Raw genomic sequence first — 25,067 nt, 5'->3', positions numbered from 1 at the left:
TCAGATGACTGTATTTGTACCGAAAACCCCGGGGCGTGCTCCGGGGTTTTTTCTTATCAATTCATACCAGGGATAACACCATGAAACTCTTTGCCCAGGGCACTTCACTGGATCTTAGCCATCCTCACGTGATGGGGATCCTCAACGTCACGCCAGATTCTTTTTCTGATGGCGGTACGCATAACTCACTGATTGATGCAGTGAAACATGCGAATCTGATGATTAACGCTGGCGCGACGATTATCGACGTTGGTGGAGAGTCCACTCGTCCAGGTGCAGCGGAAGTGAGTGTTGAAGAAGAGTTGCAACGTGTTATTCCGGTGGTTGAGGCAATTGCGCAACGATTCGAAGTCTGGATCTCTGTGGATACCTCCAAACCGGAAGTTATCCGTGAATCGGCGAAAGTGGGCGCTCACATCATTAACGATATCCGCTCCCTTTCCGAACCTGGCGCTCTGGAAGCGGCTGCGGAAACTGGTTTACCCGTATGCCTGATGCATATGCAGGGAAATCCAAAGACCATGCAGGAAGCCCCGAAGTATGACGATGTCTTTGCCGAAGTTAATCGCTACTTTATTGAGCAAATAGCACGTTGTGAGCAGGCGGGTATCGCAAAAGAGAAATTGTTGCTCGACCCGGGATTCGGTTTCGGTAAAAATCTCCACCATAACTATTCATTATTGGCGCGTCTGGCTGAATTTCACCATTTCAACCTGCCGCTGTTGGTGGGTATGTCACGAAAATCGATGATTGGACAACTGCTGAACGTGGGGCCGTCCGAACGCCTGAGCGGTAGTCTGGCCTGTGCAGTTATTGCTGCGATGCAGGGCGCGCACATCATTCGTGTTCATGACGTCAAAGAAACCGTAGAAGCGATGCGAGTGGTGGAAGCCACTCTGTCTGCAAAGGAAAACAAACGCTATGAGTAATCGTAAATATTTCGGGACCGACGGGATTCGTGGTCGTGTTGGGGATGCGCCGATCACCCCTGATTTTGTGCTTAAACTGGGCTGGGCTGCGGGTAAAGTACTGGCGCGCCACGGCTCCCGTAAGATCATTATTGGTAAAGACACGCGTATTTCTGGCTATATGCTGGAGTCGGCGCTGGAAGCCGGCCTGGCGGCAGCGGGACTTTCCGCGCTTTTTACTGGCCCGATGCCAACACCGGCAGTGGCTTATCTGACGCGTACCTTCCGCGCAGAGGCCGGGATTGTGATTTCCGCATCGCATAACCCGTTCTACGATAACGGCATTAAATTCTTCTCTATCGATGGCACCAAACTACCGGATGCGGTAGAAGAGGCCATCGAAGCGGAAATGGAAAAAGAGATCAGCTGCGTTGATTCGGCAGAACTGGGTAAAGCCAGCCGTATCGTTGATGCTGCGGGTCGCTATATCGAATTTTGCAAAGCCACATTCCCGAACGAACTTAGCCTCAGTGAACTGAAGATTGTGGTGGATTGCGCCAATGGCGCGACTTATCACATCGCGCCGAACGTGCTACGCGAGCTGGGAGCGAACGTAATCGCCATCGGTTGTGAGCCGAACGGCGTAAACATCAATGCCGAAGTGGGGGCAACTGATGTTCGTGCGCTACAGGCACGCGTATTGGCTGAAAAAGCGGATCTCGGCATTGCGTTTGACGGCGACGGCGACCGCGTGATTATGGTTGACCATGAAGGCAATAAAGTCGATGGCGATCAGATCATGTATATCATCGCGCGTGAAGGCCTTCGTCAGGGTCAGCTGCGTGGTGGCGCGGTGGGTACATTGATGAGCAACATGGGGCTGGAACTGGCACTGAAACAGTTAGGCATTCCATTTGCACGTGCGAAAGTGGGCGACCGCTACGTACTGGAAAAAATGCAGGAAAAAGGCTGGCGCATAGGGGCAGAGAACTCCGGTCATGTGATCCTGCTGGATAAAACCACTACCGGTGACGGCATCGTTGCTGGTTTGCAGGTGCTGGCGGCGATGGCGCGTAACCATATGAGCCTGCACGACCTTTGCAGTGGCATGAAAATGTTCCCGCAGATTCTGGTTAACGTGCGTTATACCGCAGGCAGCGGCGATCCGCTGGAGCATGAGTCAGTTAAAGCCGTGACCGCCGAAGTTGAAGCGGCGCTGGGTAGCCGTGGGCGTGTGCTGTTGCGTAAATCCGGCACCGAGCCGTTAATTCGCGTGATGGTCGAAGGTGAAGACGAAGCGCAGGTCACCGAGTTTGCACACCGTATTGCTGATGCGGTAAAAGCGGTTTAATGCGATAACTAACTGGCTAAAAAGGCGGCGATTGTCGCCTTTGTTTTTCTTATGCACATCGATTTTGCTGTTTTTTTCCGCAGTTGATACAATGCAATAAAATTGCCCTTGCGAAGGTCATTCGCTTTGGTTAGTATTCACACCCGCTTCAGTGGGAAAGATTAAATTTTCTCGCTTTATTGGTTGAAGCATTGGTACGCGGCAACTCCGCAAGGAACAGGTTGATTATGTACGAAGCTCTTTTAGTAGTTTTCCTTATTGTAGCAATTGGCCTTGTTGGTCTGATCATGCTGCAGCAAGGTAAAGGCGCTGATATGGGAGCCTCCTTCGGAGCAGGCGCTTCCGCTACGCTGTTTGGTTCAAGTGGTTCTGGTAACTTCATGACCCGTATGACGGCTGTGCTGGCAACGTTGTTCTTCATCATCAGTCTGGTGTTGGGTAACATCAACAGCAACAAAACCAATAAAGGTAGCGAATGGGAAAATCTGAGTGCTCCGGCGAAAACCGAACAAACTCAGCCAGCTGCTCCGGCTAAGCCGACCAGCGATATCCCGAACTAAGATAGTATCTGTGCTGAGGTGGTGGAATTGGTAGACACGCTACCTTGAGGTGGTAGTGCCCTAACGGGCTTGTGGGTTCGAGTCCCATCCTCAGTACCAATATTCCAAAAGAAAGACGCTGAAAAGCGTCTTTTTTTGTATCTGTGACCCGTCCTGAATAGCGTTGAACAATGTTTTCTGCATCATTGTTTTCTACAAGCGTTGCATAGGTTGTGATTGCATAATTATTGTAGATACAGTTTAAGAAGGCGTGAGCCTCTTCACTCTCGAAACAAAGAAGATTACCAACAGAGTGCAGTTAATGGCTTGCTCCCTGTTTGCCCTAACTGTCATTCGATGCGGCACCGACGCAAACCACCGTTTACGCCGGAGGAGTTAAGAGCATTGATGGATGCGCATAACTCAAATTTGTGAGTGCTCACTCTTCACGCCAAAACCGCAAAATAACGTCAGCAAATTTGTCGGAAATAATCCCCCGACGGGCTGCTGAGCTAAAATGACTGCTTCGTAGCGCCGTTGTCCAGTTTTCTGGTGTTCGGTACGCTGAACCGTAATATCCCGTGCTTAAATCATCCGGATCTTCATCAGGCTCGTTCGTCAGCCCTCGTTCGTCTTGTTGCTGGAAGCCGACAAAAATAATATTGGCTAAGACATTCTTTTTATAATTGCCATAAAGAGTTTCGTACGCATGAGGATAATTTTCTTTCCAGTACCAGGTGGTATCGCCGCAGAACCACGGAGCAGCGGAAGTGTTAGTATTCAGAAGCTGAGAACGGTACTGCTGTAAATCTTTCCGAAAGGCTTCAACCATATTATTAAAATATTGAGGGTGTAACGCGTAGTCACTCGTCATTAAGTCAAATTCGCCCTGCATCCAGCATACGCCGAGGAATTTATTCAGCGGATTCTTCGCCAGTGCAGCTCGCGTTCTGTTGACTAAATCCTGATACAGCGGAGTATCCGTTCCCCAACGACATGCATCATGGCTGGCTCCGTGTTGTTCTGAATATGTCCCTTCGCAGCCTGCGGTAAAAGCCGATCCGCCACGGCAACAAGGAACGATAAGAACGCCAGCATTATCAGGAATGAAGGGCAGTAATTTCCGCGCAATATGCAGTGCCTGTCCAACTGTACCGTATTGTGTTTGATGATCCGTTGCCAGAGGATGGTGATAATCCCGCATATCCTGAACATCGTGTGGGCAGTGAGTCAGTGGAATAATGTCATTAAATTGACATGATGGGCCACCGGGATGCGTCTGTGTAAATCTTGCCAGTTGTTTTATTCTGGGGTGAGGCGCATCTTCACTGTCTGGTAAGGGAAGTCCTTCGCCATATGCCATGGCATTAGATTGACCGGCAACGGTAAGAACATAGTAATAATCGGGCGATGTTATCGTGTTCATATATATGCGTAATTGAAATGACAACGGGTGATGAGCCATTGATAGCAGGGCTCCTTTGCTGGAGCCCTGAAAAGTTAGTTTTGCACAGTAACTTTATTATCTTTCACAGAGAGCAACACTGAGTCCGCTACAGCTTTGCCACCCGTAGTTTCACCGCCTATAATCAATAAATTATTATTCCAGGGCAATGATACTCCGTAGGCCCGACCTTGCGACAGTTCGCCAGATTTCTCCCATTTCCCGTTATGCCAAAGATGAATATCGGCGCTATACGATTTTTTCAGACCTTCATGCGCATAGTTCTTACCGTTCTGGTAATTTTCCCGTGAACCTTTGAATCCAGCTCCTCCGGCAAATATAAGAGAGTCATTGCTAATACCTGCAAAACCGCCAGCTACGCCATCCGGTGAGGAGACGGGAGAAAGTTTATTCCATTTTATGCCATTGCCAGTGAAATCAAGCTCAAATACAGCATCAGTTCGCAGCCCTGGTTTTGCTTCGCCATTAATAAGCCAGGTTTTATCACCATTATTTACTACCGCCGCACCAGCCGTACCGTACCAGGGGGATTCGCCAGCGTAACTCCATTGCTGTGTAGAGGGATCAAAAGACAACAGGAACTTATTGAAGAAATAATCTTCTGCTTTTTTGTCAAAATAGTGGGCGTTGATTTTATCTATGGCCGCTGAATCTTTTCCAGCCTCCTTGAGATCTTCAAAATAGCCATTAAATATATTCTGGTTAACGCCGCCAGTAATATAGGCTTTGCCGTTGTGTACAAAGGTCACATGACCTGCCATGCCCATCGGCGCGTGCGACATTAATTTAACCCAGGTATTAGTTTTTGGATTATATTTGTGTACGTCGTTGAATACCTGAGTTAACCCCTCGCTGTTTTTACCAACACCGCCAAATACATACAAATTACCATCAATAAAGGCGGAGGTTGCTTGATCTCTCGCGCCAGCGGGGAATTCCGCCAGGGCTATCCATTTTTTATCTTTGGCTTGTGTATCCAGCTTGTACCATGCTGTACCTGCGCTACCTAAACCAATGTAGACAGTGTCGTTATCAATTGCTCCAGTACCACTTTTAAATGGCACAGGAGTTTCCGGCAATACCGACGCGTTTGCGGCAAATGACGCCATCATGATAGCAAGTGCCGTTATTGTTTTATTCATTGTGACTGTCTCCTGTCTACTACAGTTTAAATGACACACCAATGCGATAACTGTTTTCCGATAAATTATCTCTGCCGTTGTAAACACCCTGACGGTCAAGGTAGTCATATTCTATGTATGGCGTAATATCGGGCGTCATATGGTATTGTAGAATAAATGCATTTTCCGTCGCCCATTTCTTATGGTTTGCATAGCGATAATCGTTTTGTTTGCTGTACAGCGTCGTTTGCCATGCGAAGGTGAAATCACTATTAATATTGTAAGTGACATATCCATCCCAACGATGAACGTTATCACGAGACATATCGCCAGATAAGTCTTGTTGCCGGTAAGCTTTCCAGTCGTAACGATAGCGAATGCCAAAATTGAGATCTTTTGTCGCATCCCAGGATAGTTTTACGTAAGGTCCGTAGCGTGTACCATTGCTGCTAAAATGGGTTAACATTCCAGGGCGCACGGTCCATTGATCATCAAGTTTAATCGCGTAATTAACTTCAACCTGAACATCATTTAATGCGGCATTTTCCTTTTTATTATCATGAATGGTATTCCAGGTATTACTTTCCATGCTTGCCCACCATCCATTTTTCCATCCCTCACTGACTTTGAGTCGAGTTTCATAGGCATGGCTTCCACTACGATATCCACCACGCACATCCAGTGTTGCAGCCTGAGAAATTAATGGTGACGAAAAGCAGAGTAATAATACTCCAGAAAGTATTTTAGCCTTTTTCATAAATTTCACTCATTTGTAGAATACAGAAAGTAATACGAAGTCCGAATAAACAAATAGCATTTATGTTATGTGCTCTTTTTTGCCAGGCTTATAGCGTCATTGGCCACGGATAATTATTTTTTTGTATAAGGTCTCCTGTGAGAAATTGTTTTCCACATAATTTAAGATAAACAGAGATCTGGATTAAATACCTGAGTATTAAATCTATTCTGATGTTTAATTGATTTTAATGTTCGTAAGCTATTTCACTCACTAAATCTATCTTTAGCCAGTGTCATAAAATGGATTGTTTGTTGATCTCATTTTCATACTCCTTTCAGACTGAAGTGCTCTTTCATCACCCGATAAGGGAGGACGCCAGGGATGTTTGTATTAGATTGCGAGAGAGTCGTCTTATTTATCTCTTGTGTGTACCTTTATACCTGTTATACCAGATCAAAAATCACTCAATCCATACAACAAAACCAGATTTGCAATTTGCGTCACAAAATATGTCGATATTTTTCGAAGGTAAAGATGTTATGTAAGGCCAGATGGTCATTGTCGACTGCCTTCGTGAAACAGAAGTTATGTCATTAACTCATTGTTTAATATTTATTTTTAATGGATGTCTGCAGTGCCGGGTTTACAAGCTAACTCCGAAAGCATGGTGAAAATGAGAGTTTATCCGCTATCCGATTGGCGATAATTCTCACCATAAAATATGTTTTTGCGTTCTGAGACTAAGGGCAGCCTGGTATGTAGCAGAGGAGTTCCTGGCTCTGTCCTGGGCTGACTCGTTGATGTTCAGCACACTACAGGATGGGGGCAGTCAGTTATTTGCCGTATCGCCAGTAAAGAGCAGTGAGTAAGGAAAGATTAAGTTGAAGTAACACGCACACTTAATGCGAATGCAGATGAAAAAAGGTGCGAGCGGACTTCCCCCCATTTCTTTGGACAATATATGGCCTGGAAAGGGACGTAACAATCTCATAGTATGAGTTTACAAACCAAAGGATAATAATGGCTAGGGAACTAAGCATTAGCATGATAATAGCCACCTGAAAATTATGGAATTCCATTAAATAGCAATTTTGTGAAAAATGGAGTTGACTAATAATGTTATATGTGAGATGGCCTATTGAACGAATATTAAATTTTGCTGAATTTTTTATGTTGATTTACTTGTTACAGAACATATCACGTGATATATAGATAAGATTAGTTACATTGATGATGAGGGTTATTATTAGATTCGTCTCAGATTGAAAATATATAAAAGACATATCATGCAAGAGCATAGCGTTTGTATGGCAAAGTTATTATAAGTAGCTATCGCCATTCTATTTAAGTTCATTCAAAAGAGCTGGTCCACTTGCGTTAGCCATTAAGCAAACATTCGCTTTTATAAACATAATCAGGATTAAAATGTTGGATTATTGCTAACCCAGCACAGCTAGTGCGCGTCTGTAATTATAAGGGAAAACGATGAAGAATAAGGCTGATAACAAAAAAAGGAACTTCCTTACCCACAGTGAAATAGAGTCACTCCTTAAAGCAGCAAATACCGGGCCTCATGCTGCACGCAATTATTGTCTGACTTTGCTTTGTTTTATTCATGGCTTTCGGGCGAGTGAAATTTGCCGATTGAGAATTTCGGATATTGATCTTAAGGCAAAGTGCATATATATCCATCGATTAAAAAAAGGCTTTTCAACAACGCACCCGCTATTGAACAAAGAAGTTCAGGCTTTAAAAAACTGGTTGAGTACGCGTACTTCTTATCCACATGCTGAGAGCGAGTGGGTATTTTTATCACGCAAGGGGAATCCGCTTTCTCGTCAACAGTTTTACCATATTATCTCGACTTCAGGTGGTAATGCCGGGTTATCACTGGAGATTCATCCGCACATGTTACGCCATTCGTGTGGTTTTGCTTTGGCGAATATGGGAATAGATACACGACTTATCCAGGATTATCTTGGGCATCGTAATATTCGTCACACCGTCTGGTATACCGCCAGCAATGCAGGGCGTTTTTACGGCATCTGGGATAGACCCAGAGGTCGACAGCGCCACGCTGTTTTATAAAGATGGATGAGATGCCAGGGATGGTGTTAAAACCTACATTATTCTTACGATATATCAATAATAATTAACCATTTATTAATTGATGTTATTGTTAGTGTGATTCTTAATTATCATAATAAACATTAGCTTAACTATATCCATACAAAATACAATGGTTTATTTTATTCAAAATAAACAAACAAAAGCATTCATAAATTTACATATCACTTATATTTTTCTCTTTTTGCACTTTTTTTCTTTATTTTTTAAGCAACTGGAGGTTAATCCGGTGCAATCTATTGTTATATTGAATTAAATCAATGAAAATAGATGTTGTCACATCAGTGATATCTTATTTTTGTATGATATTTAATGTAATTGACTGATAACCACATAACTTAGTGTGTGATTATCTTTTTATCTATTGGGCTAATTTTGACCGTTTGAGGTTTCCTATAGGTATTCATTCAAATATATCTCAGTCAGGAGTAATACTATTGTGAGTAAACGTCGTTATCTTACCGGTAAAGAAGTTCAGGCAATGATGCAAGCGGTTTGCTATGGGGCAACGGGAGCCAGAGATTATTGTCTTATTCTGTTGGCATATCGGCATGGGATGCGTATTAGTGAACTACTTGATCTGCATTATCAGGATCTGGACCTTAATGAAGGTCGAATAAATATTCGCCGACTGAAGAACGGATTTTCTACCGTTCACCCGTTACGTTTTGATGAGCGTGAAGCCGTAGAACGCTGGACCCAGGAACGTGCTAACTGGAAAGGTGCTGACCAGACCGACGCCATATTTATTTCCCGTCGTGGAAGCCGACTTTCTCGTCAGCAGGCTTATCGCATCATTCGTGATGCCGGTATTGAAGCTGGAACCGTGACGCAGACTCATCCTCATATGTTAAGACATGCTTGCGGTTATGAACTGGCGGAGCGTGGTGCAGATACCCGTTTAATTCAGGATTATCTGGGGCATCGAAATATTCGCCATACTGTGCGTTATACCGCCAGTAATGCTGCACGTTTTGCCGGATTATGGGAAAGAAATAATCTTATAAACGAAAAATTAAAAAGAGAAGAGGTTTAATATAACTTGTTGATAATAAAATGAAAAAATAAAGAAATACAAGACAATTGGGGCCAAACTGTCCATATCATAAAAAAGTTTCGTATTTTTTCTCAAGCATAAAAATATCAAAAAATGACAAAAACCAACTAACTGTTTGATATGTAAACTATTTATCTTGTAAATTAATTTCACATAACCTCCACTTTACGTAAAGATAACGTTTCTGTGTCTCGAAGCAACTTCCTCATTCTTCTCTCCAAAAACCACCTCACTCAATATAAAAATCTATAAATTAAAGTAATATCAGAATATAAAGCCAACAAATAAACTGAAAAGGTTCGTGCGCGATGCTTTCCTCTATGAGTCAAAATGGCCCCAAATGTTTCATTTTTTGGGGGGAAACTGTGCAGTGTTGGCAGTCAAACTCGTTTTCAAAACAAAGTGTACAGAACGACTGCCCATGTCGATTTATACGTAGATTTAAAAAGGAAAGCAGTATGAAAATTAAAACTCTGGCAATCGTTGTTCTGTCGGCTCTGTCCCTCAGTTCCACTGCGGCTCTGGCCGCTACCACGACGGTAAATGGTGGGACAGTTCACTTTAAAGGGGAAGTTGTTAACGCCGCTTGTGCGGTTGATGCGGGCTCTGTTGATCAAACCGTTCAGTTAGGTCAGGTTCGTACCGCATCGCTGGCACAAGAGGGGGCAACCAGTTCTGCCGTCGGTTTTAACATTCAGCTGAATGACTGCGATACCACTGTTGCAGACAAAGCCGCTGTTGCCTTCCTTGGCACAGCAATTGATGGAAATCATACCAACGTACTGGCTTTGCAGAGTTCAGCTGCGGGCAGCGCAACAAATGTTGGTGTGCAGATCCTGGACAGAACGGGTACTGCGCTGGCGCTGGACGGTGCGACATTTAGCGCACAAACAACCCTGAACAACGGAACCAACATCATTCCGTTCCAGGCACGTTATTTTGCAACCGGTGCTGCAACCCCTGGTGCTGCTAATGCGGATGCGACCTTCAAGGTTCAGTATCAATAATCTACTCAAGTTTTAGGGAAGTCATTATGGGCAAGGATGCCCGCCCCCTGCGCGATAAGAATAACGATGAAAAGGACGAAATTAATTCTAGTAGCGTCGTTACTGCCGATGTTTGCACTGGCCGGAAATAAATGGAACACCACGTTGCCCGGTGGAAATATGCAGTTTCAGGGCGTCATTATTGCGGAAACTTGCCGGATTGAGGCCGGTGATAAACAAATGACGGTCAATATGGGGCAAATCAGTAGTAACCGGTTTCATGCGGTAGGGGAAGATAGCGCACCGGTGCCTTTTGTTATTCATTTACGGGAATGTAGCACGGTGGTGAGTGAACGTGTGGGCGTGGCGTTTCACGGTGTCGCGGATGGTAAAAATCCGAATGTGCTTTCCGTGGGTGAGGGGCCAGGAATTGCAACCAATATTGGTATTGCATTATTTGATGACGAAGGAAACCTCGTACCAATTAACCGACCACCAGCTAACTGGAAACGGCTTTACTCAGGTTCTACTTCGCTACATTTCATTGCCAAATATCGCGCAACCGGGCGTCGGGTGACTGGCGGCATGGCTAATGCCCAGGCCTGGTTCTCCTTAACCTATCAGTAATTGTTAAGCAGATATTGTGATAACAGGAACAGGACAGTGAGTAATAAAAACGTCAATGTAAGGAAATCGCAGGAAATAACATTCTGCTTACTGGCAGGTATCCTGATGATCGTAGCAATGATGGTTGCCGGACGCGCTGAAGCGGGAGTGGCCTTAGGTGCGACTCGCGTAATTTATCCGGCAGGGCAAAAACAAGTGCAACTTGCCGTGACAAATAATGATGAAAATAGCACCTATTTAATTCAATCATGGGTGGAAAATGCCGATGGTGTAAAGGATGGCCGTTTTATCGTGACACCACCTCTGTTTGCGATGAAGGGAAAAAAAGAGAATACCTTACGTATTCTTGATGCCACAAATAACCAATTGCCGCAGGATCGGGAAAGTTTATTCTGGATGAACGTTAAAGCGATTCCGTCAATGGATAAATCAAAAATGACCGAGAATACGCTACAGCTCGCGATTATCAGCCGCATAAAACTGTATTACCGCCCGGCTAAATTAGCGTTACCCCCCGATCAGGCCGCAGAAAAATTAAGATTCCGTCGTGGCGCAAATTCTCTGACGCTGATTAACCCGACACCCTATTACCTGACGGTAACGGAGCTTAATGCCGGAACACGGATTCTTGAAAATGCATTGGTGCCTCCAATGGGCGAAAGCACGGTTAAATTGCCTTCTGATGCCGGAAGCAACATTACTTACCGAACAATAAATGATTATGGCGCACTTACCCCCAAAATGAAGGGCGTAATGGAATAACGCAGGGGAATTTATTCGCCTGAATAAAAAGAATTGACTGCCGGGTGATTTTAAACCGGAGGAATAATGTCATATCTGAATTTAAGATTTTACCAGCGAGACACGCAATGCTTGCATATTCGTAAGCCTCGTCTGGCTGGTTTTTTTGTCCGGCTCTCTGTTGCCTGTGCTTTTGCCGCACAGGCACCTTTTTCATCTGCCGAACTCTATTTTAACCCGCGCTTTTTAGCGGATGATCCTCAGGCTGTTGCCGATTTATCGAGCTTTGAAAATGGACAAGAATTACCGCCGGGGACGTATCGTGTCGATATCTATATGAATAATGGCTATATGGCGACACGTGATGTCACGTTTAATACGGGGGATAGTGAACAAGGTATTGTCCCTTGTCTGACTCGCGCACAACTCGCCAGTATGGGGCTAAATACGGCTTCTGTTTCCGGTATGAATCTGCTGGCGGATGATGCCTGCGTGCCATTAACCTCGATGATCAATGACGCTACTGCGCATTTAGATGTTGGTCAGCAGCGGCTCAACATCACGATCCCTCAGGCATTTATGAATCAGCGCGCGCGTGGTTATATTCCACCAGAGTTGTGGGATTCAGGTATTAATGCCGGATTGCTCAATTATAACTTCAGCGGAAATAGTGTGCAGAATCGGGTTGGGGGTAACAGCCATTATGCATATTTAAATCTACAGAGTGGATTAAATATTGGTGCGTGGCGTTTACGCGACAATACCACCTGGAGTTATAACAGTAGCGGAAATTCATCAGGTAGCAAAAATAAATGGCAACATATTAATACCTGGCTTGAGCGCGACATCATTCCGTTACGTTCCCGACTGACGTTGGGTGATGGTTATACCCAGGGCGATATTTTCGATGGTATTAACTTTCGCGGCGCACAACTAGCCTCAGATGACAATATGTTACCCGATAGCCAAAGAGGATTTGCCCCGGTGATCCACGGTATTGCTCGTGGTACTGCACAGGTAACTATTAAACAGAATGGGTATGACATTTATAATAGTACGGTGCCACCGGGGCCTTTTACCATCAACGATATTTATGCCGCAGGTAATAGTGGTGACTTGCAGGTAACGATTAAAGAGGCTGACGGCAGCACGCAGATCTTTACCGTACCCTATTCGTCAGTCCCGCTTTTGCAACGTGAAGGGCATACACGTTATTCCATTACGGCAGGAGAGTACCGTAGTGGGAATGCGCAACAGGAAAAACCCCGCTTTTTCCAGAGTACATTACTCCACGGCCTCCCGGCTGGCTGGACAATATACGGTGGAACGCAACTGGCGGATCGTTATCGTGCGTTTAATTTCGGTATCGGGAAAAACATGGGGGCACTGGGTGCTCTGTCTGTGGATATGACGCAGGCTAATGCCACACTTCCCGATGAAAGTCAGCATGACGGACAATCGGTGCGTTTTCTCTATAACAAATCGCTCAATGAGTCAGGCACGAATATTCAGTTAGTGGGTTATCGCTATTCGACCAGCGGGTATTTTAATTTCGCTGATACAACATACAGCCGAATGAATGGCTACAACATTGAAACGCAGGATGGTGTTATTCAGGTTAAGCCGAAATTCACCGACTATTACAACCTCGCTTATAACAAACGCGGGAAATTACAACTCACCGTCACTCAACAAGTTGGGCGCACATCAACACTGTATTTGAGTGGTAGCCATCAGACTTATTGGGGAACGAGTAATGTCGATGAACAATTCCAGGCCGGATTAAATACCGCATTCGAGGATATCAACTGGACGCTCAGCTATAGCCTGACGAAAAACGCCTGGCAAAAAGGACGGGATCAGATGTTAGCTCTTAACGTCAATATTCCTTTTAGCCACTGGCTGCGTTCTGACAGTAAATCTCAGTGGCGCCATGTCAGTGCCAGCTACAGCATGTCACACGATCTCAACGGTCGGATGACCAATCTGGCTGGTGTATACGGTACGTTGCTGGAAGACAACAACCTCAGTTATAGCGTGCAAACCGGCTATGCCGGGGGAGGCGATGGAAATAGCGGAGGTACAGGCTACGCCACGCTGAATTATCGCGGTGGTTACGGCAATGCCAATATCGGTTACAGCCATAGCGATGATATTAAGCAGCTCTATTACGGCGTCAGCGGTGGGGTATTGGCTCATGCCAATGGCGTAACGCTGGGGCAGCCGTTAAACGATACGGTTGTGATTATTAAAGCGCCTGGAGCAAAAGATGCAAAAGTCGAAAACCAGACGGGTGTTCGTACCGACTGGCGCGGTTATGCCGTTCTGCCTTATGCCACTGAATATCGGGAAAATAGAGTGGCGCTGGATACCAATACCCTGGCTGATAACGTCGATTTAGATAACGCGGTCGCTAACGTTGTTCCCACCCGTGGGGCAATTGTGCGAGCAGAGTTTAAAGCGCGCGTAGGAATAAAACTGCTCATGACGCTAACCCGCAATAATAAGCCGCTGCCGTTTGGGGCGATGGTCACATCAGAGAGTAGCCAGAGTAGCGGCATTGTTGCGGATAATGGCCAGGTTTACCTCAGCGGGATGCCTTTAGCGGGAAAAGTTCAGGTGAAATGGGGTGAAGGGGAGAATGCTCGCTGTGTCGCCGATTACAAACTGCCACCAGAGAGTCAGCAGCAGTTATTAACTCAGTTATCAGCCGAATGTCGTTAAGGGGGCGTGATGAAAAGCAAACCTTTTTATCTTGTGTGCGCTTTTTTGTGGCTGGTTGCCAGTCACGCCAGGGCCGCAGATAGCACGATTACTATTCGCGGCTATGTCAGGGATAACGGCTGTAGTGTGGCAGCTGAATCAACCAATTTTACCGTTGATCTGATGGAAAACGCGGCGAAGCAATTTAGCAACATTGGGGCGACGACTCCGGTCGTTCCATTTCGTATTTTGCTGTCACCCTGTGGTAATGCCGTTTCTGCCGTAAAAGTTGGGTTTACCGGCGTTGCAGATAGCCACAATGCCAACCTGCTTGCACTTGATAATACGGTGTCAGCGGCCGCAGGGCTGGGAATACAGCTTCTGAATGAGCAACAAAATCAGATCCCCCTTAATGCCCCATCGTCCGCGATTGCGTGGACGACCCTGACGCCGGGTAAACCAAATACGCTGAATTTTTACGCCCGGCTAATGGCGACACAGGTGCCTGTCACTGCGGGGCGTATCAACGCTACTGCAACCTTTACTCTTGAATATCAGTAACTGGAGATGCTCATGAAATGGCGCAAACGTGGGTATTTATTGGCGGCAATGTTGGCGCTCGCAAGCGCGACGGTACGGGCAGCTGATGTCACTATCACCGTGAACGGTAAGGTCGTCGCCAAACCGTGCACGGTTTCCACCACCAATGCCACGGTTGATCTCGGCGATCTTTATTCTTTCAGCCTGATGTCTGCCGGAGCGGCATCGGCCTGGCATGATGTTGCGCTTGAGTTGACTAATTGTCCGGTGGGAACGTCCAGGGTCACCGCCAGCTTCAGCGGGGCAGCCGACAGTACGGGATATTATAAAAACCAGGGAACCGCGCAAAACATCCAGTTAGAGCTACAGGATGGCAGCGGTAACACATTGAACACCGGCGCAACCAAAACTGTTCAGGTGGATGATTTCTCACAATCAGCGCACTTCCCGTTACAGGTCAGAGCATTGACGGTAAATGGCGGAGCCACCCAGGGAACCATTCAGGCAGTGATTAGCATCACCTATACCTACAGCTGAACCCGAAGAGATGATTGTAATGAAACGAGTTATTACCTTGTTTGCTGTACTGCTGATGGGCTGGTCGGTAAATGCCTGGTCATTCGCCTGTAAAACCGCCAATGGCACCGCTATCCCTATTGGCGGTGGCAGCGCCAATGTCTATGTTAACCTTGCGCCCACCGTGAATGTGGGGCAAAACCTGGTCGTGGATCTTTCGACGCAGATTTTTTGCCATAACGATTACCCGGAAACGATTACAGACTATGTCACACTGCAACGAGGCTCGGCTTATGGCGGCGTGTTATCTAATTTTTCCGGAACCGTAAAATATAATGGCAGTAGCTATCCTTTCCCTACCACCAGCGAAACGCCGCGCGTTGTTTATAATTCGAGAACGGATAAGCCCTGGCCGGTGGCGCTTTATCTGACGCCTGTCAGCAGCGCGGGCGGGGTGGCGATTAAGGCTGGCTCATTAATTGCCGTGCTTATTTTGCGTCAGACCAACAACTATAACAGCGATGATTTCCAGTTCGTCTGGAATATTTACGCCAATAATGATGTAGTGGTGCCTACTGGCGGCTGTGATGTTTCCGCTCGTGATGTCACCGTGACTCTGCCGGATTATCCTGGTTCGGTGCCGATTCCTCTTACCGTTTATTGTGCGAAAAGCCAAAACCTGGGGTATTACCTTTCAGGCACAACCGCAGATGCGGGCAACTCGATTTTCACCAATACCGCGTCGTTTTCGCCAGCACAGGGCGTCGGCGTACAGTTGACGCGCAACGGTACGATTATTCCAGCGAATAGCACTGTATCGTTAGGAGCAGTAGGGACTTCGGCGGTAAGTCTGGGATTAACGGCAAATTACGCACGTACTGGAGGGCAGGTGACTGCAGGTAATGTGCAGTCGATTATTGGTGTGACTTTTGTTTATCAATAAAGAAATCACAGGGCTTGCTAATGCGCTACGCTACCTACAAAACCTGCACGTTAGCCCTTTGTAGGCCAGATAAGGCGCCAGTGTCGCATCTGGCATACACAAAGCGCACTTTGCTGGTCTGTTCCCCTCACCCTAACCCTCTCCCCGGAGGGGCGAGGGGACTGTCCGGGCACATTTTTAGACTTTGTCATCAGTCTGAGCCTGCCATTGGCAGGCTCTGGTGTTCTTTTACGCTACCATGCTAATAATCAACACAATAATCAGCCCAACCACGGAGTTGACCAGCTCTAGCAGACCCCAGGTTTTCAATGTGTCTTTTACTGACAGGTCAAAGTAACCTTTGAACAGCCAGAATGAGGCATCATTAATGTGGGTGAGGGTGTTGGAACCCGCAGCCGTCGCCAGCACCAGCAGCGCCGGATTCACGCCAACCAGCTGACCGGTTGCCGGATCAAGGATTGCAGCACTGATAATCCCGGCGGCGGTCATCGCCGAAACCACACCCTGACCGGTCGCCAGACGAATCAGTACGGTGATCAGCCACGCCATGATATACGGCGAAATATTACCATGCGACATCAACATGCCGATGGTGTCGCCAATGTCGGTGTCGATGATGGTCTGCTTCAGCACGCCACCCGCACCGATGATCAGAATCACCATTGCAATACTCTTCACCGCGCTTTCAAAAGCGTTCATCACCCACTGCATGTCATGACCACGCGCGGTGCCAAAGAGTACGAATGCAACCACCATCGCAATAAACATTGCAATCGGCGAGGAACCAATAAAGTTAACCACTTCCCACGCAGGCGTGTCTTTTACCAGCCAGATATTAGCGATGGTGGTGGAGATCATAATGATCGCCGGGATCAGCGGCACCAGAATCGAGATGCCGAAAGAAGGCAGATTGTTCATATCTACCGGTTGATCTGCTTTCAGAAATGACGGTGTCGGTCGCTCAAGATTACCGAGGAACTTTGGCAGGATCAGGCCAGCGCAAATTACGCTTGGGATCGTCACCAGCACGCCATAGATATAAACCATCCCCATATCCGCGCCATAAGCATTTACCAGCGCCACCGGACCCGGCTGCGGCGGGAACAGTGAATGTGCGGTGGTGGCAGCCGCTACTGCCGGAATAGCCAGTTTCAGGAACGGGATTTTAGCTTCGGCGGCAATCACGATCACCAGCGGTGCCAACATGATAAAGGCCACTTCATAGAACATCGCCAGACCGAAAATCAGGCCGATGATAATCACCGATAGCTGTACATAGCGCAGACCGAGACGTGCCAGCAGCGTATGCGCTATCTGGTGAGCAGCGCCGGAGTCGACCATCAATTTACCGATGACCGCACCGAATACCACGATGATAGCCAGTTCCCCCAGCGTGTTGCCGAAGCCCGCTTTCATGGTGTGCAGCAGCGACATCAAATCCATGCCCGCCAGCATCCCAACGGACAGCGCCGCCACTAGCAAAGCCACCATTGAATTGATTTTGAACTTCAAATTCAGTACCAGCATCAGGCCAATGCCGAATACCACCCAGAGAATGTTAAGCACATGCATAACGTTTTACCTTACCTGGTTGAACCGTTGTTATTTTGGGCGACATGTTATGTAAATTGGTCAACCATTGTTGCGATGAATGTCACATCCTCTGATCCATAACCATCGATTACCCTTTGCTGCAATTTGCAGCAACAACCGTGAGAGTGAAATTCTTGTGATGTGGTTAACCAATTTTAGAATCTGGGTTGACATGTCTTACCAAAAGGTAGAACTTATACGCCATCTCATCCGGTGCGACGCCACGGCTGTGGTCTGGTTGTTCATCCGGATACCTAAACAACTCCGGGGTTCCGCGTCTCTTCGCTGTGGAACCCACTATGTGAAAGAGGAAAAATCATGGAACAGACCTGGCGCTGGTACGGCCCAAACGATCCGGTTTCTTTAGCTGATGTCCGTCAGGCGGGCGCAACTGGCGTGGTTACCGCGCTGCACCATATCCCGAACGGCGAAGTATGGTCCGTAGAAGAGATCCTCAAACGCAAGGCTATCGTTGAAGACGCGGGCCTGGTGTGGTCTGTCGTGGAAAGCGTGCCAATTCACGAAGATATCAAAACCCACACTGGCAACTATGAGCAGTGGATCGCTAACTATCAGCAGACTCTGCGCAACCTGGCGCAGTGCGGCATTCGCACCGTGTGCTACAACTTCATGCCGGTGCTCGACTGGACCCGTACTGACCTCGAATACGTACTGCCGGACGGCTCTAAAGCCCTGCGTTTCGACCAGATCGAATTTGCTGCGTTTGAAATGCACATCCTGAAGCGCCCAGGCGCGGAAGCGGATTACACCGAAGAAGAAATTGCTCAGGCAGCAGAACGTTTCGCCAACATGAGCGACGAAGACAAAGCGCGTCTGACCCGTAACATCATTGCTGGTCTGCCGGGTGCGGAAGAAGGTTACACCCTCGACCAGTTCCGTAAGCACCTGGAACTGTACAAAGATATCGACAAAGCCAAACTGCGCGAAAACTTTGCGGTCTTCCTGAAAGCGATTATTCCGGTTGCCGAAGAAGTTGGCGTGCGTATGGCGGTTCACCCGGACGATCCGCCGCGCCCGATCCTCGGTCTGCCGCGTATCGTTTCCACCATTGAAGATATGCAGTGGATGGTTGACACCGTAAACAGCATGGCGAACGGTTTCACCATGTGCACCGGTTCTTACGGCGTGCGTGCTGACAACGATCTGGTTGATATGATCAAGCAGTTTGGTCCGCGCATTTACTTCACCCATCTGCGTTCCACCATGCGTGAAGATAACCCGAAAACCTTCCACGAAGCGGCGCACCTGAACGGTGACGTTGATATGTACGAAGTGGTGAAAGCGATCGTGGAAGAAGAACACCGTCGTAAAGCGGAAGGCAAAGAAGACCTGATCCCGATGCGTCCGGATCACGGTCATCAGATGCTGGACGACCTGAAGAAGAAAACCAACCCAGGTTATTCCGCCATTGGTCGTCTGAAAGGCCTGGCCGAAGTTCGCGGTGTCGAACTGGCGATCCAGCGCGCTTTCTTTAGCCGTTAATACCCACCGGCATGGCTGCGCGCCGTGCCGGTTCCTTCTTCCTTGCCGTCACTCTCTGAAGACGGATTCTGGAGTTTACGATGACTACTATTGTTGACAGCAATCTGCCGGTTGCCCGCCCGTCATGGGATCATTCTCGTCTGGAATCACGCATTGTGCATCTCGGTTGCGGGGCGTTTCACCGCGCGCACCAGGCGCTGTACACCCATCATCTGCTGGAAAGTACCGACAGCGACTGGGGTATCTGCGAAGTTAACCTGATGCCAGGTAACGACCGCGTGCTGATCGAAAACCTGAAAAAACAGCAACTGCTGTACACCGTAGCGGAAAAAGGCGCGGAAAGCACCGAGCTGAAAATTATCGGTTCGATGAAAGAAGCTCTGCATCCGGAAATCGACGGTTGCGAAGGTATTCTCAACGCAATGGCGCGTCCGCAAACAGCGATTGTCTCTCTGACGGTCACGGAAAAAGGTTACTGCGCCGATGCGGCAAGCGGTCAGTTGGATCTCAATAACCCGCTGATCAAGCACGACCTGGAAAATCCGACCGCGCCGAAGTCCGCGATTGGTTACATCGTTGAAGCTCTGCGTCTGCGTCGTGAAAAAGGGCTGAAAGCGTTTACCGTGATGTCCTGCGACAACGTGCGTGAAAACGGTCATGTGGCGAAAGTTGCCGTTCTGGGGCTGGCTCAGGCGCGTGACCCGCAGCTGGCGGCATGGATTGAAGAAAACGTCACCTTCCCATGCACCATGGTTGACCGCATCGTTCCGGCGGCTACTCCTGAAACCTTACAAGAAATTGCTGATCAGCTGGGCGTTTACGATCCGTGCGCCATTGCCTGCGAACCGTTCCGCCAGTGGGTCATTGAAGATAACTTCGTTAATGGTCGCCCGGACTGGGATAAAGTGGGCGCACAGTTCGTTGCGGACGTTGTACCGTTCGAAATGATGAAACTGCGTATGCTCAACGGCAGCCACTCTTTCCTGGCGTACCTCGGTTACCTCGGTGGCTATGAAACCATTGCCGATACCATGACTAATGCGGATTATCGCAAAGCCGCCTTTGCCCTGATGATGCAGGAACAAGCGCCAACGCTGTCGATGCCGGAAGGGACTGATCTGAACGCCTATGCGACACTGCTGATCGAGCGTTTCAGCAACCCGTCTCTGCGTCACCGTACCTGGCAGATTGCGATGGACGGTAGCCAGAAGTTACCGCAGCGTCTGCTGGATCCGGTGCGCCTGCACCTGAAAAACGGCGGTAGCTGGCGTCACCTGGCGCTCGGCGTGGCGGGCTGGATGCGCTACACCCAGGGTGTGGATGAGCAAGGCAACGCCATCGACGTAGTTGATCCGATGCTGGCTGAGTTCCAGAAGATCAACGCGCAATATCAGGGAGCAGAACGCGTAAAAGCCCTGTTGAGCCTGAGCGGTATTTTTGCCGATGATCTGCCGCAGAATGCCGACTTTGTTGGTGCGGTGACGGCGGCATATCAGCAACTGTGCGAGCGCGGCGCGCGCGAATGCGTGGCTGCACTGTAACTGACTGATTCCCCGACAGACTAACTGGTCAATCAAACTAATATTTGGTTGACCAGTTTTCGTTTTTTTGCCCACCTGTACGTGCCAACTTCCAGTGCTAATGGTATAGTTTGTCATTAACGATCAACGTAAGATCGCCCGATGCGCACGCTTATCGAGCCTGGGTATCAATCACAACTTATTGAATACGCACTCTTTGTTGGCCGGATAAGGCGTTCACGTCGCATTCGGCAATAATTTGATTAACCGCACCTAACGGACACAACACCATGAAATCTGCCACCTCTGCGCAAAGACCTTACCAGGAAGTCGGGGCGATGATCCGCGATCTGATCATCAAAACACCGTACAATCCTGGCGAACGACTGCCGCCGGAGCGTGAAATCGCAGAAATGCTCGAAGTCACGCGTACTGTGGTGCGTGAGGCGTTGATCATGCTGGAGATCAAAGGGCTGGTAGAAGTGCGGCGCGGCGCCGGTATTTATGTTCTTGATAGTTCAGGCAGCCAGAACACAGACAACGCAGATGTCAACGTCTGCAATGACGCCGGTCCTTTTGAGCTGCTACAGGCGCGTCAGTTACTGGAAAGTAACATCGCGGAATTTGCCGCTTTGCAGGCCACCCGCGAAGATATCGTCAAAATGCGCCAGGCATTGCAACTGGAAGAGCGTGAGCTGGCTTCCAGCGCGCCGGGCAGCAGCGAAAGCGGTGACATGCAGTTCCATCTCGCCATCGCGGAAGCGACCCATAACAGTATGCTGGTGGAGCTGTTCCGTCAGTCCTGGCAGTGGCGGGAAAACAATCCGATGTGGATCCAGTTGCACAGCCATCTGGATGACAGCTTGTATCGCAAAGAGTGGCTGGGCGATCACAAACAGATCCTCGCCGCGTTAATCAAAAAAGACGCCCGTGCGGCGAAGCTGGCAATGTGGCAGCATCTGGAAAATGTGAAACAGCGCCTGCTGGAGTTTTCCAATGTTGACGATATCTATTTTGACGGCTATCTCTTCGACTCCTGGCCGTTGGATAAAGTTGACGCCTGACCCTTTATTTCTGGTGCAAAGTTGAGCAGCTTTGCACCAGGCCTTTTAGCCACGTAATAACCGATATAATTAATAATAAACGATGAGTAATTTAATAATTACTTATTACATGTCTTTTATAAACATTATATATCTATTTAAATCTGAGTGATTATTCGGAATAATCAAAATATATTGGTTTGTTTCTGTCTGGTTTAGTGACTTTTATCAAATTATATCTTCTTAAATAAAAAGTAAGTGGATCTTCATTTCTGTTCAGGGTCTTATACTTTGCGGGCAAGAATCAAGCCTGTTATCAGGCACGGATGCGATGAGCAAAAAGGAATGACTATGGAAAATGAGCATCAACCCAGTGGTGTCAAGCCGTCAGGGCAAGATATCGATGCCGCTAAACGTCAGGAGTGCGCAAAATGATGCGCCAATTACTTCAGACCGTATTACCTGAAAACACAGGCAGCAATACATCATCGCTGCGTGATTCCGTATGTCGGGATCTCTTTCAACTTTTCAATTCTCCTCACTCACCGCTACCCGCATTACTTATTTCAGGTATGCCAGAGTGGCAAGGGGATAATCAGAGCGACAAACATCTCCAGAGCTGGTATTGCCGCCAGCTGCGTTCCGCTCTTTTATTTCATGAACCACGTATTGCTGCATTGCAGGTGAGTCTGAAAGAAGCATATTGCCACGATCTGACGATCAGCCTGGAGATGATGCTGTACCACGATAATGAACCGCTGACATTTGAGCTGGTCTGGCAGCATGGTGGTTGGTACAGTGCGACGGTGGGGAAAGTCAGCTAAATACCATCTTCTGCGTTTTACTCTGTCAGCCGTCCGAACGGGCATCCTGCGTCCATTCGTGCGGCTGACAACCGCTTATGCAGTTTCAAACGTTCCTTTTACACACGCCTTGCCGTCTTTGACCATCAGTTTGCCGTGAGCGTACACCTGCGCAATGCGCAGTTCCGGTGTCATAACCAGCAAATCCGCGTCATTGCCGGGCTGAATTTCGCCTTTCCCGGTCAGGTTGAGGAAACCGGCGACGCTGCTGGTGAGTGGACGCACGGCATCGCTGATACTGAAACCGTAGTCTTTGACCAGCACCTGTACGGTTTCCAGCAAAGTCTCAAAACCGGCAACGCCGATATGCGTTAAATTCCCCTCGTCGTCAAAGAACGGCTGGCTACCGTTGCCGTCAGAGCTGATGGTGATGCGTGCCAGCGGAATACCCGCCTGAACGGCGCGGGCAATCCCTTCGGCAGGGGCGACCGGTTCGTCAATGCTGCTGGTGATGTCGATGGTCCCGCCTTTCAGGGCGAACTCCAGCGCCTGTTCAAACAAAGGAACGTTGCGGTTAACGTGCGTCGGCAGCAACTTGCTGATTGGCACATCGCAATTTTCCAGGAGATCATAGATAGGCTGTAGCGCCTTTTTGCTGTCGCCCATGTGGAACACGGTGACGCCAGGTTTACCGCCGAGCAAGCCTCCAACGCGGGATTCCGCCGCCATATTGGCCAGATGATAAACATCCGGCGCGGCAGACCGGTGGTCGGAAATGGCACATTTCACGCCAATCACGCGATCGATAATCGCCACGTCTTTTTCCACGGAACCCGTAATGGTGCGGGAAGGCACATGATAAGCACCGGTCAGCATCCAGGCGCTGATGCCTTCTTCATTGAGCGCACGGGTCTTGGCGAGCAGGGATTCCGGGTGGCGAGAGATAGAGTCGGTGCCAAGCAGGCCAACCACCGACGTGACGCCCGCTTCAGTCAGGCGGCTTAACGCCACTTCCGGCGTGCGTGTCGTGGGACCAGCTTCGCCGCCGCCGCCAATCAAATGGACGTGTTGATCAATAAAACCAGGGCAGAGGATCTGCCCGCTGAGATCGACAATCGTGCAGTCCGGTACGATGTCAGAAGGGATATTGCTGGCAACGGCGATAATCTTGCCGTTAGCGACGAGGACATCGCAAACGCCCCGATCTTCCGGCGCATACAAATGCGCTCCCTGCAGCAGGATGAAACCGGCTGCGGAATAATCAATCATGTAAACTCCTTGTTAAACAATAATCTGCATAACCCAGATTGACAGCAATGCGTTAATCGCGCAGACCGTAATGATATGCAGATAGCATTTAGCATTCACTTCGGCTGTCTCCAGGCTGCGACCGACATTTTGCACCGGGTTGGCTATTAAATACATTGCGGGCAGTAAAACGGTGACATCATGGCCGGTTAACGCGCCTGCGGTCGCATGGCTGACAGCAACGCCGATGCGCTGCCACAGCGGCAATCCCCACAACGTTTTTGTATCTGCGTGTTGCTACGTGTGTTTTTTGCAGAGTGGAAAAACAGGATTGAGTTGCAGAAAATTCATAAACCCAGTGACAATGACGTAGCTGAATAAAAACAGGAAATACAGGGAAGAAGACAAAATGGCAAAGTATGGCGAAAAAGAGTTGGCAGATACGAGTAAGTTTTTAAGTTTTGTCCTCCGACATAAACCAGAGGCGATTGGCATCGCGCTGGATCGTGAAGGATGGGCGGATGTCGATAAACTCATACTCTGCGCACAAAAAGTGGGCAAGCGGTTAACCCGTGCCTTACTGGATGTCGTTGTCGCCACTAGCGATAAAAAGCGTTTTAGTTATTCGAATGATGGTAAGTGCATTCGCGCTGTTCAAGGGCATTCGACCTCGCAGGTCGCCATTGCCTTCACCGAAAAAACACCGCCACAATTTCTCTACCACGGTACGGCAAGTCGCTTCCTTGAGGCGATAAAAAGTCAGGGATTGATTGCAGGGGAGCGTCATTACGTGCATCTCTCTGCTGATGAAGCGACAGCTCGCAAAGTAGGAGCCAGACATGGATCGCCGGTTATCTTAACCGTCAAAGCCGAAGAAATGGCGAAACGAGGAATACCTTTCTGGCAAGCGGAAAACGGGGTCTGGCTGACAGCAACTGTTGCGGTTGAGTTTCTTGACTGGCAAGGGAAATACTGAGGCGCTCTTCTCTGGTAT

22 protein-coding genes, 1 tRNA gene and 3 pseudogenes are annotated in these 25,067 nt (G+C 48.3%); 20 read left to right on the top strand and 6 right to left on the bottom strand.

Features of this window, described 5'->3' with window-relative positions; all coding sequences use genetic code 11:
• Positions 1-80 precede the first annotated feature (80 nt).
• From folP to HEM79_RS23145, 6 genes and pseudogenes are all read left to right on the top strand, one after another.
• Complete coding sequence (gene folP, locus HEM79_RS04275) at positions 81-929, top strand: dihydropteroate synthase (protein ID WP_016159474.1); 849 nt, start codon at positions 81-83, stop codon at positions 927-929.
• The gene (glmM, locus tag HEM79_RS04270; RefSeq protein ID WP_000071137.1) at positions 922-2,259 is read left to right on the top strand and encodes a phosphoglucosamine mutase; all 1,338 of its coding nucleotides are present in this window, start codon (positions 922-924) and stop codon (positions 2,257-2,259) included. The genes folP and glmM overlap by 8 nt, the downstream gene beginning before the upstream one ends.
• A gap of 227 nt (positions 2,260-2,486) precedes the next feature.
• On the top strand, positions 2,487-2,819 hold the full coding sequence (secG, locus tag HEM79_RS04265) for a preprotein translocase subunit SecG (protein ID WP_001517162.1): 333 nt from the start codon (positions 2,487-2,489) through the stop codon (positions 2,817-2,819).
• Between the two features lie 12 nt (positions 2,820-2,831).
• Positions 2,832-2,918: transfer RNA gene (locus HEM79_RS04260), tRNA-Leu, on the top strand.
• A gap of 207 nt (positions 2,919-3,125) precedes the next feature.
• Positions 3,126-3,233: pseudogene (locus HEM79_RS22890) on the top strand (HNH endonuclease); the annotation flags it as partial.
• Positions 3,230-3,319, top strand: a complete 90-nt coding sequence (locus HEM79_RS23145) for a hypothetical protein (RefSeq protein ID WP_434059449.1) — start codon at positions 3,230-3,232, stop codon at positions 3,317-3,319. The pseudogene HEM79_RS22890 and the gene HEM79_RS23145, both read left to right, overlap by 4 nt.
• Positions 3,320-3,657: 338 nt before the next feature.
• Here HEM79_RS23145 and HEM79_RS23140 read toward each other — a convergent pair.
• From HEM79_RS23140 to nanC, 3 genes and pseudogenes are all read right to left on the bottom strand, one after another.
• Positions 3,658-4,002 (bottom strand): annotated as a pseudogene (locus HEM79_RS23140) (sialate O-acetylesterase); the annotation flags it as partial.
• Positions 4,003-4,298: 296 nt separating this feature from the next.
• Positions 4,299-5,405 (bottom strand): N-acetylneuraminate epimerase, encoded by a 1,107-nt coding sequence (gene nanM, locus HEM79_RS04250; protein WP_176242879.1) that lies wholly within the window; start codon positions 5,403-5,405, stop codon positions 4,299-4,301.
• Positions 5,406-5,424: 19 nt separating this feature from the next.
• A complete protein-coding gene (gene nanC, locus HEM79_RS04245; RefSeq protein ID WP_176242878.1) occupies positions 5,425-6,141 on the bottom strand; it encodes an N-acetylneuraminic acid outer membrane channel NanC in 717 nt (238 codons plus the stop codon).
• Positions 6,142-7,608: 1,467 nt separating this feature from the next.
• Between nanC and fimB the strand changes: the two genes are divergently transcribed.
• The 9 genes from fimB to fimH all read left to right on the top strand — a co-directional run bounded on the left by fimB (position 7,609) and on the right by fimH (position 16,363).
• The gene (gene fimB / locus HEM79_RS04240) at positions 7,609-8,211 is read left to right on the top strand and encodes a type 1 fimbria switch DNA invertase FimB (RefSeq protein WP_000790591.1); all 603 of its coding nucleotides are present in this window, start codon (positions 7,609-7,611) and stop codon (positions 8,209-8,211) included.
• 478 nt (positions 8,212-8,689) lie between these two features.
• Positions 8,690-9,286, top strand: coding sequence for a type 1 fimbria switch DNA invertase FimE (gene fimE / locus HEM79_RS04235; protein WP_000044702.1), 597 nt, complete (start codon positions 8,690-8,692; stop codon positions 9,284-9,286).
• 479 nt (positions 9,287-9,765) lie between these two features.
• Positions 9,766-10,314: a type 1 fimbrial major subunit FimA gene (fimA, locus tag HEM79_RS04230; RefSeq protein WP_176241867.1), complete on the top strand. Its 549-nt coding sequence runs from the start codon at positions 9,766-9,768 to the stop codon at positions 10,312-10,314.
• Between the two features lie 66 nt (positions 10,315-10,380).
• Positions 10,381-10,920, top strand: coding sequence for a fimbrial protein (locus HEM79_RS04225; protein WP_176241866.1), 540 nt, complete (start codon positions 10,381-10,383; stop codon positions 10,918-10,920).
• A 36-nt stretch (positions 10,921-10,956) separates the two neighbouring features.
• Complete coding sequence (fimC, locus tag HEM79_RS04220; RefSeq protein ID WP_176241865.1) at positions 10,957-11,682, top strand: type 1 fimbria chaperone FimC; 726 nt, start codon at positions 10,957-10,959, stop codon at positions 11,680-11,682.
• A 66-nt stretch (positions 11,683-11,748) separates the two neighbouring features.
• Positions 11,749-14,385, top strand: a complete 2,637-nt coding sequence (gene fimD / locus HEM79_RS04215) for a fimbrial usher FimD (RefSeq protein WP_176241864.1) — start codon at positions 11,749-11,751, stop codon at positions 14,383-14,385.
• A gap of 9 nt (positions 14,386-14,394) precedes the next feature.
• Complete coding sequence (locus HEM79_RS04210; protein WP_010353036.1) at positions 14,395-14,925, top strand: fimbrial protein; 531 nt, start codon at positions 14,395-14,397, stop codon at positions 14,923-14,925.
• Between the two features lie 12 nt (positions 14,926-14,937).
• Positions 14,938-15,441 carry a type 1 fimbria minor subunit FimG gene (gene fimG / locus HEM79_RS04205; protein ID WP_176241863.1) on the top strand — a complete coding sequence of 168 codons (504 nt, stop codon included), beginning with the start codon at positions 14,938-14,940 and terminating at the stop codon, positions 15,439-15,441.
• Positions 15,442-15,460: 19 nt separating this feature from the next.
• Complete coding sequence (fimH, locus tag HEM79_RS04200; protein ID WP_176241862.1) at positions 15,461-16,363, top strand: type 1 fimbria D-mannose specific adhesin FimH; 903 nt, start codon at positions 15,461-15,463, stop codon at positions 16,361-16,363.
• A 228-nt stretch (positions 16,364-16,591) separates the two neighbouring features.
• Here fimH and gntP read toward each other — a convergent pair whose 3' ends face one another.
• On the bottom strand, positions 16,592-17,935 hold the full coding sequence (gntP, locus tag HEM79_RS04195) for a gluconate permease GntP (protein WP_176241861.1): 1,344 nt from the start codon (positions 17,933-17,935) through the stop codon (positions 16,592-16,594).
• A gap of 339 nt (positions 17,936-18,274) precedes the next feature.
• Between gntP and uxuA the strand changes: the two genes are divergently transcribed.
• The 4 genes from uxuA to iraD all read left to right on the top strand — a co-directional run bounded on the left by uxuA (position 18,275) and on the right by iraD (position 22,846).
• Complete coding sequence (uxuA, locus tag HEM79_RS04190) at positions 18,275-19,459, top strand: mannonate dehydratase (protein ID WP_176241860.1); 1,185 nt, start codon at positions 18,275-18,277, stop codon at positions 19,457-19,459.
• An 80-nt stretch (positions 19,460-19,539) separates the two neighbouring features.
• On the top strand, positions 19,540-21,000 hold the full coding sequence (locus tag HEM79_RS04185; protein ID WP_176241859.1) for a fructuronate reductase: 1,461 nt from the start codon (positions 19,540-19,542) through the stop codon (positions 20,998-21,000).
• Between the two features lie 269 nt (positions 21,001-21,269).
• On the top strand, positions 21,270-22,043 hold the full coding sequence (uxuR, locus tag HEM79_RS04180) for a Uxu operon transcriptional regulator (protein WP_176241858.1): 774 nt from the start codon (positions 21,270-21,272) through the stop codon (positions 22,041-22,043).
• Positions 22,044-22,453: 410 nt separating this feature from the next.
• The gene (gene iraD / locus HEM79_RS04175; RefSeq protein ID WP_176241857.1) at positions 22,454-22,846 is read left to right on the top strand and encodes an anti-adapter protein IraD; all 393 of its coding nucleotides are present in this window, start codon (positions 22,454-22,456) and stop codon (positions 22,844-22,846) included.
• 75 nt (positions 22,847-22,921) lie between these two features.
• On the opposite strand, the gene iadA is transcribed toward iraD, so the two are convergent.
• Complete coding sequence (gene iadA, locus HEM79_RS04170) at positions 22,922-24,094, bottom strand: beta-aspartyl-peptidase (RefSeq protein WP_176241856.1); 1,173 nt, start codon at positions 24,092-24,094, stop codon at positions 22,922-22,924.
• A gap of 12 nt (positions 24,095-24,106) precedes the next feature.
• Positions 24,107-24,349, bottom strand: a pseudogene (locus HEM79_RS04165) (hypothetical protein); the annotation flags it as partial.
• A 133-nt stretch (positions 24,350-24,482) separates the two neighbouring features.
• On the opposite strand from HEM79_RS04165, the gene kptA reads away from it, so the two are divergent.
• Positions 24,483-25,049 (top strand): RNA 2'-phosphotransferase, encoded by a 567-nt coding sequence (gene kptA, locus HEM79_RS04160; protein WP_016159461.1) that lies wholly within the window; start codon positions 24,483-24,485, stop codon positions 25,047-25,049.
• Positions 25,050-25,067 lie beyond the last annotated feature (18 nt).

The sequence above is a fragment of the Escherichia sp. 93.0816 genome, from assembly GCF_013368855.2.
Classification (GTDB): Bacteria; Pseudomonadota; Gammaproteobacteria; order Enterobacterales; family Enterobacteriaceae; genus Escherichia; species Escherichia ruysiae.
Note: the sequence above shows the minus strand (reverse complement) of the source record. Positions and strands in the feature narration are given on the sequence as shown.

What these genes read in the sequence shown, in the direction of transcription:
- gntP (WP_176241861.1), bottom strand. Translation starts at nt 17,935, where the DNA reads ATGCATGTGCTTAACATTCTCTGGGTGGTATTCGGCATTGGCCTGATG.
- HEM79_RS04225 (WP_176241866.1), top strand. Translation starts at nt 10,381, where the DNA reads ATGAAAAGGACGAAATTAATTCTAGTAGCGTCGTTACTGCCGATGTTT.
- kptA (WP_016159461.1), top strand. Translation starts at nt 24,483, where the DNA reads ATGGCAAAGTATGGCGAAAAAGAGTTGGCAGATACGAGTAAGTTTTTA.
- fimG (WP_176241863.1), top strand. Translation starts at nt 14,938, where the DNA reads ATGAAATGGCGCAAACGTGGGTATTTATTGGCGGCAATGTTGGCGCTC.
- nanM (WP_176242879.1), bottom strand. Translation starts at nt 5,405, where the DNA reads ATGAATAAAACAATAACGGCACTTGCTATCATGATGGCGTCATTTGCC.
- fimD (WP_176241864.1), top strand. Translation starts at nt 11,749, where the DNA reads ATGTCATATCTGAATTTAAGATTTTACCAGCGAGACACGCAATGCTTG.
- iadA (WP_176241856.1), bottom strand. Translation starts at nt 24,094, where the DNA reads ATGATTGATTATTCCGCAGCCGGTTTCATCCTGCTGCAGGGAGCGCAT.
- iraD (WP_176241857.1), top strand. Translation starts at nt 22,454, where the DNA reads ATGATGCGCCAATTACTTCAGACCGTATTACCTGAAAACACAGGCAGC.
- fimH (WP_176241862.1), top strand. Translation starts at nt 15,461, where the DNA reads ATGAAACGAGTTATTACCTTGTTTGCTGTACTGCTGATGGGCTGGTCG.
- uxuA (WP_176241860.1), top strand. Translation starts at nt 18,275, where the DNA reads ATGGAACAGACCTGGCGCTGGTACGGCCCAAACGATCCGGTTTCTTTA.
- nanC (WP_176242878.1), bottom strand. Translation starts at nt 6,141, where the DNA reads ATGAAAAAGGCTAAAATACTTTCTGGAGTATTATTACTCTGCTTTTCG.
- fimA (WP_176241867.1), top strand. Translation starts at nt 9,766, where the DNA reads ATGAAAATTAAAACTCTGGCAATCGTTGTTCTGTCGGCTCTGTCCCTC.
- fimB (WP_000790591.1), top strand. Translation starts at nt 7,609, where the DNA reads ATGAAGAATAAGGCTGATAACAAAAAAAGGAACTTCCTTACCCACAGT.
- folP (WP_016159474.1), top strand. Translation starts at nt 81, where the DNA reads ATGAAACTCTTTGCCCAGGGCACTTCACTGGATCTTAGCCATCCTCAC.
- secG (WP_001517162.1), top strand. Translation starts at nt 2,487, where the DNA reads ATGTACGAAGCTCTTTTAGTAGTTTTCCTTATTGTAGCAATTGGCCTT.
- uxuR (WP_176241858.1), top strand. Translation starts at nt 21,270, where the DNA reads ATGAAATCTGCCACCTCTGCGCAAAGACCTTACCAGGAAGTCGGGGCG.
- glmM (WP_000071137.1), top strand. Translation starts at nt 922, where the DNA reads ATGAGTAATCGTAAATATTTCGGGACCGACGGGATTCGTGGTCGTGTT.
- HEM79_RS04185 (WP_176241859.1), top strand. Translation starts at nt 19,540, where the DNA reads ATGACTACTATTGTTGACAGCAATCTGCCGGTTGCCCGCCCGTCATGG.
- HEM79_RS04210 (WP_010353036.1), top strand. Translation starts at nt 14,395, where the DNA reads ATGAAAAGCAAACCTTTTTATCTTGTGTGCGCTTTTTTGTGGCTGGTT.